The organism is Bergeyella cardium (genome assembly GCF_003614945.1).
In the GTDB taxonomy this organism is placed as follows: domain Bacteria; phylum Bacteroidota; class Bacteroidia; order Flavobacteriales; family Weeksellaceae; genus Bergeyella_A; species Bergeyella_A cardium.
Genome location: NZ_QYCZ01000001.1, coordinates 165,180 through 180,461 on the forward strand (window position 1 = coordinate 165,180; position 15,282 = coordinate 180,461).

Here is a 15,282-nt window from a genome sequence, read left to right on the forward strand (position 1 = left end):
AAAAGGTTAATAAACTGATAAAAGGAGCTAACTTGGCTCCTTTTTTATTTTATAGATGAAATGGGATTTAAATATAATATAAAAAAACCTCTCCGTACAGAGAGAGAGGTTTGGAAAATATACCATTTAAAGTTTATTTATTCTCGTAGAGTAGGTTGACGGTTTTAGAGACCACGGCTTTAATTTCGGTTCGCCTTACGATGAAATCTACGAAACCTTTTTCGAGTAAAAATTCGGAGGTTTGGAAGCCTTCTGGAAGGTCTTTACCGATGGTTTCGCGGATAACTCTTGGCCCCGCAAAGCCTATCAGCGCACCAGGCTCTGCCATTATGATGTCTGCCGTCATCGCAAATGATGCGGTAATCCCACCAAAGGTAGGGTCGCTAAGGTAGGAGATGTATGGGAGCCCTGCACAGGAGAGCTGTGCGAGTTTTGCCTGTACTTTTGCCATTTGCATTAGTGAGAAGGCGGCTTCTTGCATTCTTGCACCGCCTGACTGGCTGATAATCATAAACGGGAGGCGGTTTTGTATCGCGTGGTCTATAGCTCTGGCGATTTTCTCGCCCATTACGGAGCCGAGAGACCCGCCGATAAAGGCGAAGTCCATACACGAAATCACCATTTCTGTACCTCCGACTTTACCCACTGCACAGCGCACGGAATCGTTTAGTTTGGTTTTGGCTTTTACCTCTTTTAGCCTGTCGGAATAGGCTTTTGTGTCTTTAAATTTCAGGAAGTCGATACTCTGTACTTTGGCATCGAGCTCTGTATATTTTTCGTCATCAAATAAGAGGGAGAAGTACTCATTACTCCCGATTCTTACATGGAAACCATCCTCTGGAGATACATAGTTATTGGCTTTGAGTTCATCATATTCTATAATCTTTCCCGTAGGGGTCTGGTGCCATAAACCTTTTGGTACATCCTTCTTCTCGGTAGTGGAAGTGGTGATGTTTTTATTCTTTCGTTTAAACCATTCGAATGCCATATTCTCTAAATTTAATTTTTGAAAATCGCCGATAATAAAGAGTTTCGGCTCTAAATAGGGGACAAAAGTAGAGTATTTATTTTAAATGAAAAAATGCCGTTGCGCTCGGTTTTTTCAGGGGGTTGGGTCGGCATCTATTTCTTTCAGCTGTTCGAGGTTTCTTTTGAGCCTGCCGATGATGAATCCATAGACGATTTTGTAGTAGAGCCACGCGATAAATGTCCCGATGCAGAGCATAGCGAGGAAAAATAGCCCTATGGCGAGTATCTCGGTGCGGTGCCCTTGTGATCCGCTCTGCAAGACGATACTCAGCACGAAAAAGAAGATGAGAATAATGACGAGGACAAACCACGCGATGTTAAAGATAATGAAGGTATTGACCGTCCGTTTAAAGCTGATGATTTGTAAGATGAAATTTTTGAGGTTTTCTTCTATATTAATCCTCTTGTAGCTCTTGTAAAACTTGAAAATGAAGTAGAAGGTTGTAATCACCATACCGATTTTCATCAGCCAGTAAAAGCTATTGAAGTAGAGGTCTAAGGTTTCATTATGTGCTATATTGATGGTATTAACGATTTGGATGATATTATCGTTCCCGTTATCATAGATGATATCGTAGGCATTGAGGAGGAAAACCAAGATGGACTCTACAATACTGATGTAGAGGATGTATTTAATGTAGTTTCTGGATTTTCGGTTGAGCATAGAGCGGATGTCCTCCGATGCGTATTGGGAGGTGGCATTCTGCTGTTGCCATTGTTTTTTTAGGTTGTCAATATCAAAATCAGCCATACTTTTCCATTAGTTCTTTTAGGGTTTTCTTTAGTCGGTTCATTTTCACTCTGGCATTTCCTTCGGTTATCCCGAGGTTTGCTGCGATTTCCTTGTAAGGTAGGTCGTCCAGATACATCATTACGATGGCTCTCTCGGTATCTGGTAGCATTTTGATGACGCTGTACAGTGTGGAAATCTGCTGTGCCTGCTCGCTATCGTCTTCCTCCGTTTCCTTTTTGTAGTGGAAGTCTTGTAGCTCATCGGTTTTTATGGTTCTGGATTTTTTTCGGAAGAGGGTTATTGCCGTGTTGAGGGCTATTCTGTACATCCAAGTGGTGATTTTGGAGTTTCCCTTAAAGCTACCATAGCTCCTCCACAGCTGGAGGACAATCTCCTGAAAGAGGTCCTTCTCATCCTCCTGAGAGTGGGTATACATACGGGAGATTTTAATAATCAAACCTTGATTATCCTTTATTAAATCTGAAAACTCCCTTTCTTTCGTCATCTATTATTTTGTCTAATCTCCCACTTTTTTACACAGGCGAAGATAAGATTTTTAAAGAAATCCTCCACCCCCACCCACTGGCGTGGGGAGCACTTAGCTAATAGCGTGGCAGGTGATTATTCACAAACTAATCACGCACTGCCCATCGCCTACTGCCTGAAGCGTATAGCGCGAAGCTAGTTGCTATTTGCCACTCGCCAGAAGTCAATTGCTGCTTATAGCACAAACCGCTGCTTTCTCTACATTCATTTTTTCGTAGCAGGTCTTTAGCCATTGTTGCCCTTCATCTGCGTAGAAGGAGCTGAAGTTGATAACCCTCTCTTGCCAGTTTTGCATTGGGTGGACTTCCAAGAAGAGGCGCTCCAGCTGTTCTAAGCGCTCGCTTTGTTTTATTTTTTCGGCTTTTAGAAGTCGTTTTTGCATTCGGAGAAAGGACTTTGTTTGCCTTTTTTCCTCCGCCTCTAATAGGTTTCTAAAGCTGATATCGGTGAGAGATGCCTTTGTTTTTAGCTCACCAAAGAGGTTTTTTAGTGTATTTTCTTTTTCCTTTAAGAGGGCTTCTAAGGGTTGGTTTTTCAGGAGCTGTTCGCTGATGACTTGTGCAAAGTTTCGGAAAAAATCATTAATACTAAGCCCGAGTTTATGGATTTTTTTTAGGGTTTTTTCTGTGAGGAAAAGCATTGAGTTGCGGGGGATGAGGATAGGGTAGGGCAGGTTTAGGTACTGGAAATAGTCTTTGAGCTCGAGCCAGTACATTATCTCTGCATTCCCCCCGATATAGGCGAGGTTGGGCAGTACCGTCTCCTGGTATATCGGGCGCATTAGAGCATTGGGGCTGATGCGTTCTGGATGGCTCAGCTCTGCCAGCATTTCTTTTTTTGTAAAGCTCAATTCTGTATCTACAACCTTAAAATTTTCATTCTGTGGCTCAATTCTGTTTCGTGTATTGGTAAGGTAGAAGAGGTTGATGTCGCGAGGATTTACCTGTACTTTTTTGTAATCTTGGGAGAGGAAATCTACCAGTCTTTGGCTCTCTCTCTTTAAGGATTGATGGAGGAGCTCGTCTCGGAATATACCGGTCATTTGCTGCTTCAGTTGCGGATGGTCGCCGTCTATACAGAGCAGTCCGTAGCTGGCAAAAAGCCGCTGGGCAATGCTTCTTGTTGCCTTGCTCAGGGTATTGCCTTTGGCATAGGCTTCCTTCATCCAGAGGATGAGCTCCGTACCGAAGATGGAGTCTTTAAACTCCTTTTCAAATTCGGAGATAAAGGACTGGTCTTCCACTTTTATCCTCCCCACAGCTCCACCAGAAGGGGCTTTAAATTCATAATAATGAGAAGGTGTTTTGAAATGGTTGATTTCCTCGAAATCGTGGTCTTCGCTTGCCATCCAGAATACAGGTACAACCTTTTCTCCGAGCTTTTGGTTGAGGTATTCCGCTGTTTTTATAGTTTGGAGAATCTTGTAAATAAAGAAACTCGGACCTGTAAATAAATTCAGCTGATGTCCCGTAGTAATGCTAAAAGTATCCGCTTCTTTTAGTGCTTCTAAGTTCTGCGTTTGGGCTTGGGTCAGTTCAAAATCTTGGTATTGCTCGGCTAAGACCTGACTAAGTATCTGTCTTTTTTCTGTGCTAAATGCCTCCTTTTTCTCTTTTATTCTCTCTTTTATATTCTCTAAGCTGAAGGTATAGTTGCTGAAGTCGGATAGCTTATGATTAAGAAAATCTTTAATTAAGAGGGGGATGCTATCTATATCTTGAAAGGGAATTTCTATGGATTGAGCTTGCATAGTTTGTAGGTTTAATGAGTAGACTAGTGGAAGAGATACCAAATAATCCCGATATTTAATCTAAAATCATAGAGCGGATAATACGGTGCTGTAAAAGCCTTGTTTTTTGCAAAAGTAGTACTGATATTCTGCCCTTCCAGGTAGATTTGCATTCGTTTTACTTTCATATTAAAGTAGGCTTCTACTATGGGCTGTCCACCGATATTATATCCATTAGCGGGTAGGATAAATTCGTTTAATATCGGTGCGTATTCCCTTGAGGCAAACTTTGTAAAGTAGTACAGTTTTATGCCTCCCATAATCTCTGCTGCCTTTTTAAATGCTGGGGTTTTGTAGTACAGATTTGCCCTACCGATGAATTTTGGGCTGGGGAATAATGCGTTCTCCGATAGGTTATGCTGGAAGTGCAACCGCATATTCAGGTGAAATTTATTATAGCTTAGTGTAGCTTCGCCTCCTATTTGGGAAATGTTGAGAGGGGAACTGCTCTGGGCAGACTGCCCCTCGGAGGTGAAATACGCAAAATTCTCTATCCTAAAATATCGAGCAAAAAATTCTGCATCAAACCATTTAATCCCAGCTCTACCGCCTATTTCTAATATATTTTCATTCTTAAAATCTCTAAAACCATAGTTAAAACCATTCACTGGTGAGAGATTTACCAAATAATTAAAACTCGGTGCTGAACTTTGGAATAGCAGTTTCCCATCTACAAAGAAATCTTTTACAGGTTCAAATTTCAGTTGGTTATCGGTTCTTAGGAAGTTTCCAAAAGATTTTCCATTGGAGTATTCCAAAGAAGAATGCAGTCCTACTTTATCCCAGAGATTGATTTTTAGGTTTCCTATAATCCCCAGCCTGTTTTCTTTTTTCTCTTCATTGTAAGGCGTATCTGCTGTATAGCTCTCCGCTCCCAAAATAATATTCTGGTGCCTCAACCCTGCATCCAAATAAAATGCAGGTCTGTCAAACACAAGACTAAAAGTATTGCTTAGCTGGTTGTAGTATTTCTTCGTATTTCCGTTTTTGGTGGTGTTATAGTCGTTAAAGACAGCTGTATCTGTACTTCCTATGTTGAAATAGTACTTGTTGATTTGGTAGTACAGCTTGTGCGACAGTTTAAAGGGCAGTTTCTCCCTGTCAAAAGGTGAAAAGCTATGGCTAAGGTAGTACCTCCTGTACGAGAATTGGGAGTGAGAGTCCGTCAGTTTTACAGGGATTGTCTGCCGGTTGGTATAGTTATCATCGCTGAGGAGTTCGGGGTTTTTCATTCCGCCGTTTTCCTCATTATCCACATTCTGATGTATAAAATGACCATAAAGCTGATACTTTTCGTCTTTGGACAAGTACCTTCCAGATAAGGTGATATTGTTATTAGATGCCAGGCTGTTGGTATAAAATCCCTGAGACCTCAGCCCTGTATATTCTATTGCGAGGTTCAGCCTTTTCCCGAAGTTTTGAGTGTAAAGCGTTTGCAATGCTCCTCCATTTTTCATTGAATTATGGTAGATAAATGCCGTTGTAGGGGTCTTTACATCGTAGTATTTTATATCGTCGATGCCTTGTATTGCGTAGCTTTTATTCGTCGGTAGCAGGCTGAGGTTTTGCTCTTTGCGCAGTCTAAATATGAGGTCATTAAAGCCCGACCCGATGTTATTAAACTGCATTTTTCCGAAATTATCTCTGCTGTTATATTGAGGGCAGGCATAGCTTTTATTCACTGTAAATGCAGTATCTATACTTTGGAAATCCGCCGTTTCGGTTCTGAATTTATAGTCCTCAATCGTCGGTCGGAATATCGTTATTGAGTCCTTCCCACCGTTGTCTATCACTATTGAGTCCTTTCCTGTTGGTAGGCTTCTTTCTTCTTGTGCTTTTGCTGTAGCTCCCAGTATGATAAGTATAAAAAATAGGTACTTCATCTATTGAAAATAGTACGCAAATGTAAGCAAAAACTTTTTTCAGTTTTGATAATGAATAGCCCTTCTCAAAGCTGAATTTTATTTAATAAAATAAGGGAAAATACGGATGAATTTTTGAGATAATCTAGTATCCAAAAGAGAAATGAGCAAAGAGAAAATAGAAATAGAGGTTTAGCACTAAGAAAAGTAATAAAAGGGTCTCTGACCCCTCAGCCCCCTAGATAATATTTAGAATAGATTATATTTGCAGTTCATTAAATCATCAGTTTTGGAAAAGAATACAGACACTAAAATGAGCACATTTCCCCTTAACCAAGACGGTATTATCACTGGGTATGATAATGACTCCCTGCAAATGCCCTCAAAAATTATAGAAATGGGGCTCTTGCCCAATACCGCATTTCGGATTCTCTATCAGGCACCTTTTGGCGGACCGCTGTATATAGAGTTTGGGCAGGAAAAGAGCCGAATCGCTCTTAGAAAAACCGAAGCCGAGTTCATCATCGTTCAAGAAAAACGATAAGCCTTCCAAAACGACGATAAATAAAAGATAATGCAACCAAATACCACCTCAAATACCAAAAAATTTCTCCTCGTAGGTAATCCAAATGTGGGTAAATCTACCCTCTTTAATGCCCTCTGCAACCGAAAACAAAAAACAGGGAACTATGCGGGGGTTACCGTATCCAGCCTTACGGGGGACTATATTTATAAGGGAGAGAAAGTCATCATTACAGATCTCCCAGGTTCGTACAGTGTCTATCCGACTTCTAAAGATGAAGCGGTTTTTAGCGAGAAGCTCCTCTCTTCCCAAAACGAATACAATGGCGTTATCTACCTCCTCGAAGCACTCAGCATCAAGCGAGGTTTGCTCCTCTTTCGCCAGATTCAGGACTTGGGCATTCCCCTTATCCTCGTCATTAACCAAATAGACCAAGCGAAAAAACGAGGTATAGACATAAATATCGATATGCTGGAGCAAAAGCTCGGTGTAAAGGTCATTACCACCAATGCCAAAGATAATATCGGAGTAGATGAGCTCAGAGAATCCCTCTTCAATGCAGAATATACATCTGCCGATGCTCCATCTTTCCACATTCCTTTGGAGCAAAAGAGATTTATCTCAGAATCTGTATTAGACACTTCGAATGAATACCGTGCGTGGGTAGATTATGCCTCCTCGCTATCAAAAGATAAGGGTGTTAATATCAAAAGGCTTCAGGTACAGGAGACCGTAAGGCGCTATCAGAATATAGATGAAATCCTCACGGGGATAATCACCAAAAAAGCTGGCTTTAAGGAGCTCCTCACCGAGAAGCTCGACAAAGTTCTCGTGCATAAGTTCTGGGGTTATATCATCTTTACTATGCTCCTTTTGCCCATCTTTCAGCTGGTATTTACAATTGCTCAATATCCTATGGAATGGATTGAAGATGGCTTTGGAGCTATACAGGAGCTTACAGAAAGTCTCCTCCCCGAAGGTCCTATCAATAGCCTTATCACCAGCGGCATCATACCAGGTATAGGTGCTATTGTGGTCTTTGCACCCCAGATTTTCATCCTCCTTTATCTCCTCTATGTGCTCGAAGATTCGGGCTATATGGCAAGGGTTGTCTTCTTGATGGATAGACTCCTCCGTCCCTTTGGGCTCAATGGCAAGAGTATTGTGCCCCTTGTCTCTGGAACTGCCTGTGCCGTGCCTGCGATTATGGCAGCAAGGAATATCGAGAATGTAAAAGAAAGGCTCATCACGATTTTAGTAACGCCTTTTATGGCGTGCTCTGCTCGTCTCCCGATTTATAGCATCATCATCAGCCTTATTATCCCAGATGAAAGTTTTCTCGGTATTAGTTACAAGGCATTAATGCTCCTGCTGATGTATTTCCTTGGGTTTGCAATGGCGCTCATCTCTGCATTCGTGCTAAAGAAAGTCATTAAGCCTAACCAACCCTCTTTCCTCGTGATGGATTTGCCAACCTATAAAATGCCCCTCTGGTGGGAGGATTTAAAGCTCACACTGAGCAAAGTCTGGGCATTTATCACTGGGGCGGGTAAGGTTATCTTCACCGTAAGCGTTATCCTATGGGTGCTGAGCTATTTCGGGGAGAGTAAAAACCAAGATGAATGGGTCGCTACCGATGTAGAACTTAAAGACTCTTACCTCTCACAGGTCGGAGCCGTGATACAGCCCGCAATAGAACCTCTCGGCTACGATTGGAAGATGGGTATCGGTATCTTGACCAGCTTTGCAGCAAGGGAAACTTTCGTGGCAACGATCTCCACCCTCTACAGCTTAGATGAAGACGCCCCCGAAGGTAAGATTATAGAAAAAATGCAAGCCGACCTCAAACCCGATGGTACAAAGGTCTTCAGTTTCGCTACAGGGCTCTCCATCCTGATGTTTTATGCCTTTGCAATGCAGTGTATTTCTACCATTGCCATCGTCTATAAGGAAACGAAGAGCATAAAGCTCACCCTCCTTCAGCTGGTCGGGATGACGGGGATTGCCTACATCGCCTCTCTCTTCGTCTATCAGATTTTTAAATAACAAAAAACCCTAAACAAGATGGAAATTTCATTAGTTTTTCAGTACATATTGCTCGCATTGGTCGTTATTTTCGCGTGCTACTCCATTTACAGGAAGATTAAAAACACTTTTTCCTCAAAAAATAATAAAGGTTGCGACAAAGGCTGTGGATGCTCATAAAACTTTGCCCTAAACTCTCACCCCTAAACCCTCTCCCACCCACTGGCGTGGGGCGCACTTAAAAATAATCGCCCCATCCACCCACTGCATAGAGCATACTTAGAAATAATCGCTTGCCACACCGTGGCTAAGTGCCTGCCACGCTGTAGCTGCCTCACCGGCTACGGTGCGGAGGAAAATTCGCGTGAATCTTGTCAATATTTTTCTCATTGGAGGAAAATTCGCGTGAATCTTGTCAATATTTTTCTCATCGGAAGAAAATTCGCGTGAATCTTGTCAATATTTTTCTCATCGGAAGAAAATTCGCGTGAATCTTGTTAATATTTTTCTCATCGGAAGAAAATTCGCGTGAATCTTGTCAATATTTTTTTCATTGGAGGAAAATTCGCGTGAATCTTGCCAATATTTTTCTCATCGGAAGAAAATTCGCGTGAATCTTGTCAATATTTTTTTTATTGAAGGAAAATTCGCGTGAATCTTGTCAATATTTTTTTCATTGAAGGAAAATTCGCGTGAATCTTGTTAATATTTTTCTCATCGGAAGAAAATTCGCGTGAATCTTGTCAATATTTTTCTCATCGGAGGAAAATTCGCGTGAATCTTGTTACTTTTAAGTTTCCGATAATCAATATTCACTTGAAAACAGGTTGTTTTATTTATATAGCTTATAAATATCAAAAGTTTTTATACCTTTGTACTGTGAGTTAATGGAAATACTCAAAGAAAATTTTCATATCTAACTTTTTTTAAATGATACTATTATGAATGACATCAATGACATCAGTTTAGTAAGACTAAACAACGGAGCGCATTTCATGTTTATTAAGAATGTGAATGATAGGGTGCAAAGCAATAACACCCTCAAAACAAAATTGGGCGCGCTGGCAACTAACCTGAACGATGCCCTGAACAAAGAAGACGAGGCAATGCTCCTCTCTCAGAAATCCCTCACTACAGACGATATCGCCGCCGCTGATGAGCTGAGAGATAGCATCTACTCGGGCTATAAAAAAGTGGTGGATGGCTATAGAAAACTCCCCGTAGCCTCCATAGAAGTCGCTGCAAAGGAACTGTGGCAGCACATTAAGGACTACTCCATAAACCCTCAAGACCAGTTGGATAAAGAGACAGGAATGCTCCTCAACTTTATCGATGATTTGGAGACGAAATACGCCCCGCAAATCACTACCCTCTCGCTTACAGCATTCGTGGCCGAACTGAAAATAGCAAACGAGAAAGTCCGCAGGCTGACCAGCAAACGAACCGACGAACGCTCAACCCAAGCAGTAGGCGCACTGAAACAAGCCAGAAAAAACTCTGACAACGCCTACCGAGAACTCGTAAAAATGGTCAATGCCCTTGCCCTGATAGAAGGAATTGCCCCTTACGAGGACTTTATCGACTACCTAAACACCGAGATAGCCCACTTTAAACGAGAGGTAATCCCCAGCAAAAAGAAAGACCCAAAACCCTAAGGGGATTGCGAACAAATGAAACTCAGCCTCCCTGTTTACCATAAAAAAGGGAGTTTTTTTTCTCAGGCAACCCAAAAACTACGAACAACACCTACTATTAATCAATAAATAATGAAACGGCTCTTAGAAATAGCAGGCGAGCGCAAAGGGCTCCTCATCGGCTCCTGTATTTTAGCGGGAGTATTCGTCCTCCTCAGCTTGGTTCCTTATATATTAGTGCTCTATATTTTGCGCGAGATTACCCACGGCAGTCCAGACTTTAGCACAATAAACCATTACCTATGGTGGGCAGCATTTGCAGTGCTCATCAGTATGCTTGCCTTTCTGTTCTCGGGTGTGCTCTCGCATATTGCAGCATTTAATATCCTCTTCGGTTTGCGAAAACGAATCACTGAAAAAGTGGGCAAATTGCCGATGGGATACTTGACCCACCGCAACTCGGGCGTGTTTAAGAAAATCCTTTCCGATGATGTAGAGCGCATCGAGACCTTCATCGCTCATCAAATTCCTGATTTTGTAAAGGCTATTGTACTGCCACTTGTAACGATTGCTTATCTTTTTAGTGAGGACTGGCGGTTGGCGCTCGCAAGCCTCTTCCCCTTAGTCCTGCTGGGGATACTGCTACCGCTCTTCGCTTCCAAGAAAGAGCGACAGCTCGTGGATCAATACAACGCCTCGCTCGAGGAGATGAATGCGGGCATCGTGGAGTATGTACGCGCTATCCCCGTGATGAAGATCTTCCAGCAGTCTGCCGAAAGTTTTGAGAAATACGGCATAAAGGTGAAGAATTTCCACTATTTCGTCAGCGAATGGATTCGCACGAGCTCCACACCTTTCGCTGTCTTTATGAGCTTTGCAAGCAATGCCATACTTCCTGTATTAGCGGTGGGGCTCTACCTCTACTTCCACAATGGGCTTAGCCTCGCGACCCTGATGCTCTTCCTTATCTTGGGTACGGGCTATATCCGCCCTGTGCTGGTGATGAGCAATATGGTGATGCAGCTGGAGCTCATCAAGCGGGGAGTACAGCAGATCGATGGTATTCTTAATGAGCCAGAGCTCAGCTATTCTAATGAGGGTCATCCGCCTGCAGAGGGGCATAATATCCGTTTTGAGAATGTAAGTTTTGCCTACGATGGTGAGCATAAAGTACTCCACAACCTCAGTTTTGAGTGCAAAGAAGGTACGCTTACCGCTTTGGTAGGCCCATCAGGTGCAGGGAAGAGCACAGTAGCACAGCTCCTGCTACGGTTTTGGGACATACAAGAGGGAAGGATTTGTATTGGAGGAGTGGATATACGCTCGCTTCCTCCCGAACAACTGATGCAGCAGGTTTCTTTTGTTTTTCAGGACAGCTTTATGTTTCAGCAGACAATGTATGAGAACATCCGTATGGGAATGGATAAAAGCCGCGAAGAGATAGAGAATGCTGCCCGCTCGGCACAAATTCACGACCTGATACTCAGCCTCCCTCAGGGCTATGATACGCCTTTCGGGGCAGATGGAGTGCACCTGAGCGGAGGTGAGCAGCAACGCTTCCAGCTTGCACGAGCTATGCTCAAAGATGCTCCTATTCTTATCTTGGATGAAGCCACTGCCTTTGCCGACCCAGAGAATGAGCACAAGATACGGCAGGTCATTAGAAAGCTGATTCATCATAAGACGGTAATGATTATTGCGCATCGCCTCAGTACGATTACAGATGCAGATCAGATTATCGTTTTTGATAAAGGGGAAATAAACAGCACAGGTACGCACACCGAGCTTTTAGAAAATTCAGCGCTGTACCGCAGAATGTGGGAGGCACATCAAAGGGCATCGAGCTGGCAAATGGGACAATAGAAATCACTCAAAGAAAAAAGAAAATTATGTATAAAAACATTAAATATATTACTTCGTTAGACCCTAAGGGTACGCGCAAAACGATACTTTTACAGATTATCCACAGCTGGTTTGTGGCAGCGCCTTCAGGATTTTTACTCGTAGTACTCTGGGAGCTCTTTTCTCCTCAACCCCGAATGTGGGTGATGTATTCTGTACTCCTCTCAATGCTCGTTTTGCTTATCGCGCAGCTTTTCGTAGCCGCTCGTGCTATGATAAGCTCTAACCTTTGGGTATATGGCATAGGTAAAACGGTACGCATACTTCTGGGGAATAAGTTACAAGGCTTTTCACTCGGATTTTTCAAGAAACGAGACCCAGGTGAGATTGGAGCCGTTATTTTACAAGATGTAGCTACTTTTGAGCATATCTTTAGCCATAGTTTTGGGAATCTCTGTGCAGCCATCTTCGGTACTGTAATGCTCTCGGTCTTCCTTTTCTTTTGCAATTGGCAACTGACGCTCTGCCTACTGGCAGCCCTACCGCTGCTCTACCCATTCATCAAAGGTGGTGCTTATATCGTAGATAAGCTACAGCTGAGTAAAGGGCAAGTGCAGGCACGAAATAAATCTGCCGCACAATTTTTAGAGTATGTACAGGGCATACGCCACCTGAAATCTTATGGATACACAGGAGAGAATTATAAACATCTTATAGCGATGTATGCCGACCTTAAGCGTAAGAGCATTCGATTGGAAACCATACCAGGACCGAGCGTTACCCTCTCGTTTATCCTATTGGAATTTGCTTTTTTGGTGATGATTGTACTCGGAATCTATTATCTTACCCATCATCAGATTACGGTGCCTGTACTGCTCACTTTCCTTATCTTAGGCTATACGCTTTATAGCCCAATCAAAGTACTGCTGGTAGATTACCTAATGATTCGCTATATGAACGAGAGTATGACACGGGTGATTAGCGTACTGAACGAACCAACGATGCAAGCTGCTAAAGATGATTTCCCAACAGGCTATGATATTAGTTTTGAGGATGTAGATTTTGGCTATTTAGATGATAAACTAACGGTGAAAGGGCTTAATTTTAGCGTACCTGAGCACTCAATGACGGCACTTGTAGGGCATTCAGGTTCGGGAAAGACGACCATCGCTTCTCTTATTGCTCGCTTCTGGGATGTGAATAGCGGAACGATACGCATTGGAGGCATTGATGTGCGAAACATACGCCAAGAGAAGTTCTATGGGCTTATCAGCGAAGTATTCCAAGAGGTCTATCTCTTTGATGATACTATTTATAATAATATTAAGGTCGGCAAACCCACTGCTACCGAAGCTGAAATACACTCAGCCGCTGAGCGAGCACAAGTCCTCTCCTTTGCAGAGGAGCTACCACAGGGGCTACATACCCCCGTAGGCGAAGGAGGAAGTAAGCTGTCAGGCGGACAAAAACAACGCATCAGCATCGCAAGAGCACTCCTAAAAGATGCTCCTATCGTACTCTTAGATGAAGCTACCGCAAGCCTTGACCCAGAAAATGAAGTCTATATACAGCAGGCAATAGAAGAACTCGTAAAGGAAAAGACCGTAGTAGTCATCGCACATAAGCTATCTACCATCAGTAAAGCCCAACAAATACTCGTACTTGAAGAAGGAAGTATTGCCGAACGAGGCACTCACCAAGAACTCCTTGCCCAGCAGGGCATCTACCATCGCCTCTGGACACTGCAGCAATCCCCCACTGCGTGGGGAGCACTTACACCGTAGCCGGTGGGGCGATTATTCCTAAGTGCTCCCTACGCAGTGGGTACGACACCTGCAAGGTGTGGAGTTTTTTAAGTACTTTTGCATACATTTTAAAAGCAATATTTTTATGTCTTTAATAAAATCTATTTCAGGAATACGAGGTACGATTGGCGGGAGAGTAGATGAGAACCTCACCCCTCTCGATGTGGTGAAGTTCAGCTCTGCGTTTGGTACTTGGCTTCAAAACAAAAAAGGAAAGAAAGCACTGAGCCTCGTTATTGGGCGAGATGCGAGAATCTCAGGGCAAATGGTCTCTGCATTGGTTTCCTCTACTTTGCAAGGGTTGGGGATTAATGTGATTGACCTTGGGCTATCCACCACACCAACGGTAGAAGTGATGGTTCCAGAGCTAAAAGCCGATGGGGGGATTATCCTCACCGCTTCCCATAACCCAAAACAATGGAATGCACTGAAACTCCTCAACGAGAAAGGTGAGTTTATCAATGCTGAAAACGGCGCTGAGGTATTAGCCCTCGCCGAAAGCGAAGATTTTAATTATGCCGAAGTAGATGCTCTTGGTAAGTACGAAAATAGAGAAGATGGCTTTGATATTCATATTCAGAAAATCCTTGCCCTGCCGATGGTAGATGCAGTGGCTGTGAAGCAAAAGACATTCAAGGTAGTCCTTGATGCCGTTAATTCCACTGGTGGGCTGGCGCTCCCTCCGCTGCTTGAAAAGCTCGGCTGCGAAGTTGTGAAACTCTACTGCGAGCCCAATGGAGACTTCCCACACAATCCAGAGCCGCTAAAAGAGCACCTGACAGACATCTGCGAACGGGTGAAGAAGGAGAAAGCAGACCTCGGCATCGTGGTAGACCCCGATGTGGATAGATTAGCACTTATAGACGAGACGGGCGAGATGTTCGGTGAGGAATATACGCTGGTAGCCGTAGCCGATTATCTATTGAGGCATAAAAAAGGTGTGGCGGTATCTAATCTCTCCTCGAGCCGAGCGCTGAGAGATGTGGCGAGCGGTCTTGGGTCTGGCTATTTTGCCAGTGCCGTTGGCGAGGTAAATGTAGTCCACCTAATGAAAGAGAAAAACGCCGTTATCGGTGGTGAAGGCAATGGTGGGATTATCTATCCTGACTTGCATTATGGAAGGGATTCGCTCGTAGGGGTGGCATTATTCCTCACCCACTTGGCAAAGGAGAACAAAACAGTATCGGCGCTTAGGGCGACTTATCCCGCTTATTTTATGGGCAAGAAGAAAATAGAACTGACCCCAGAAATCAATGTAGATAAGGTATTAGAAAGACTGAAAACAAAGTACAGCAATGAGGAAATCTCCACAATAGACGGCGTGAAGATAGACTTTGCTGACGGTTGGGTGCATCTTAGAAAGTCCAACACAGAGCCGATTATCCGCATCTACACCGAAGCGAAAACCCAAAAAGAAGCCGATGAGCTGGCGGATCGCTTTATTAATGAAATCAAACTTATCATAGCGTAGGCATCGCGAGATTTTTCTTAATA

Annotated in this window: 11 protein-coding genes; 6 read left to right on the forward strand and 5 right to left on the reverse strand. The window is 43.2% G+C overall.

Going from position 1 to position 15,282, the window contains the following annotated elements; translation table 11 throughout:
* Positions 1 to 133 precede the first annotated feature (133 nt).
* The 5 genes from accD to D8991_RS00835 form a co-directional block, all read right to left on the reverse strand.
* Positions 134 to 988 (reverse strand): acetyl-CoA carboxylase, carboxyltransferase subunit beta, encoded by an 855-nt coding sequence (gene accD / locus D8991_RS00815; RefSeq protein ID WP_120488305.1) that lies wholly within the window; start codon positions 986 to 988, stop codon positions 134 to 136.
* 114 nt (positions 989 to 1,102) lie between these two features.
* Entirely contained in the window at positions 1,103 to 1,780 is a 678-nt protein-coding gene (locus tag D8991_RS00820; protein ID WP_120488306.1) for a hypothetical protein, read from the reverse strand.
* Positions 1,773 to 2,267 carry an RNA polymerase sigma factor gene (locus tag D8991_RS00825; protein WP_120488307.1) on the reverse strand — a complete coding sequence of 165 codons (495 nt, stop codon included), beginning with the start codon at positions 2,265 to 2,267 and terminating at the stop codon, positions 1,773 to 1,775. Before D8991_RS00825 ends, D8991_RS00820 begins: the two co-directional genes overlap by 8 nt.
* A gap of 204 nt (positions 2,268 to 2,471) precedes the next feature.
* Positions 2,472 to 4,058: a bacillithiol biosynthesis cysteine-adding enzyme BshC gene (gene bshC, locus D8991_RS00830; RefSeq protein WP_120488308.1), complete on the reverse strand. Its 1,587-nt coding sequence runs from the start codon at positions 4,056 to 4,058 to the stop codon at positions 2,472 to 2,474.
* A 23-nt stretch (positions 4,059 to 4,081) separates the two neighbouring features.
* Entirely contained in the window at positions 4,082 to 5,980 is a 1,899-nt protein-coding gene (locus tag D8991_RS00835; protein ID WP_120488309.1) for a putative porin, read from the reverse strand.
* A gap of 292 nt (positions 5,981 to 6,272) precedes the next feature.
* Between D8991_RS00835 and D8991_RS00840 the strand changes: the two genes are divergently transcribed.
* From D8991_RS00840 to glmM, 6 genes are all read left to right on the forward strand, one after another.
* Positions 6,273 to 6,503, forward strand: coding sequence for a FeoA family protein (locus D8991_RS00840; RefSeq protein WP_120489656.1), 231 nt, complete (start codon positions 6,273 to 6,275; stop codon positions 6,501 to 6,503).
* A 30-nt stretch (positions 6,504 to 6,533) separates the two neighbouring features.
* Positions 6,534 to 8,528 (forward strand): ferrous iron transport protein B, encoded by a 1,995-nt coding sequence (gene feoB / locus D8991_RS00845; protein ID WP_120488310.1) that lies wholly within the window; start codon positions 6,534 to 6,536, stop codon positions 8,526 to 8,528.
* 920 nt (positions 8,529 to 9,448) lie between these two features.
* Positions 9,449 to 10,162, forward strand: a complete 714-nt coding sequence (locus D8991_RS00850) for a DUF6261 family protein (RefSeq protein ID WP_162926716.1) — start codon at positions 9,449 to 9,451, stop codon at positions 10,160 to 10,162.
* A 111-nt stretch (positions 10,163 to 10,273) separates the two neighbouring features.
* Complete coding sequence (locus tag D8991_RS00855) at positions 10,274 to 12,004, forward strand: ABC transporter ATP-binding protein (protein ID WP_120488312.1); 1,731 nt, start codon at positions 10,274 to 10,276, stop codon at positions 12,002 to 12,004.
* Between the two features lie 26 nt (positions 12,005 to 12,030).
* Positions 12,031 to 13,767, forward strand: coding sequence for an ABC transporter ATP-binding protein (locus D8991_RS00860; protein ID WP_120489657.1), 1,737 nt, complete (start codon positions 12,031 to 12,033; stop codon positions 13,765 to 13,767).
* Between the two features lie 106 nt (positions 13,768 to 13,873).
* Positions 13,874 to 15,259: a phosphoglucosamine mutase gene (glmM, locus tag D8991_RS00865; protein ID WP_120488313.1), complete on the forward strand. Its 1,386-nt coding sequence runs from the start codon at positions 13,874 to 13,876 to the stop codon at positions 15,257 to 15,259.
* The last annotated feature ends 23 nt before the right edge of the window (positions 15,260 to 15,282 follow it).

Excerpts from the sequence above, each read along its gene's own strand:
- accD (WP_120488305.1), bottom strand. The coding sequence starts at position 988 with ATGGCATTCGAATGGTTTAAACGAAAGAATAAAAACATCACCACTTCC.
- D8991_RS00820 (WP_120488306.1), bottom strand. The coding sequence starts at position 1,780 with ATGGCTGATTTTGATATTGACAACCTAAAAAAACAATGGCAACAGCAG.
- D8991_RS00825 (WP_120488307.1), bottom strand. The coding sequence starts at position 2,267 with ATGACGAAAGAAAGGGAGTTTTCAGATTTAATAAAGGATAATCAAGGT.
- bshC (WP_120488308.1), bottom strand. The coding sequence starts at position 4,058 with ATGCAAGCTCAATCCATAGAAATTCCCTTTCAAGATATAGATAGCATC.
- D8991_RS00835 (WP_120488309.1), bottom strand. The coding sequence starts at position 5,980 with ATGAAGTACCTATTTTTTATACTTATCATACTGGGAGCTACAGCAAAA.
- D8991_RS00840 (WP_120489656.1), top strand. The coding sequence starts at position 6,273 with ATGAGCACATTTCCCCTTAACCAAGACGGTATTATCACTGGGTATGAT.
- feoB (WP_120488310.1), top strand. The coding sequence starts at position 6,534 with ATGCAACCAAATACCACCTCAAATACCAAAAAATTTCTCCTCGTAGGT.
- D8991_RS00850 (WP_162926716.1), top strand. The coding sequence starts at position 9,449 with ATGAATGACATCAATGACATCAGTTTAGTAAGACTAAACAACGGAGCG.
- D8991_RS00855 (WP_120488312.1), top strand. The coding sequence starts at position 10,274 with ATGAAACGGCTCTTAGAAATAGCAGGCGAGCGCAAAGGGCTCCTCATC.
- D8991_RS00860 (WP_120489657.1), top strand. The coding sequence starts at position 12,031 with ATGTATAAAAACATTAAATATATTACTTCGTTAGACCCTAAGGGTACG.
- glmM (WP_120488313.1), top strand. The coding sequence starts at position 13,874 with ATGTCTTTAATAAAATCTATTTCAGGAATACGAGGTACGATTGGCGGG.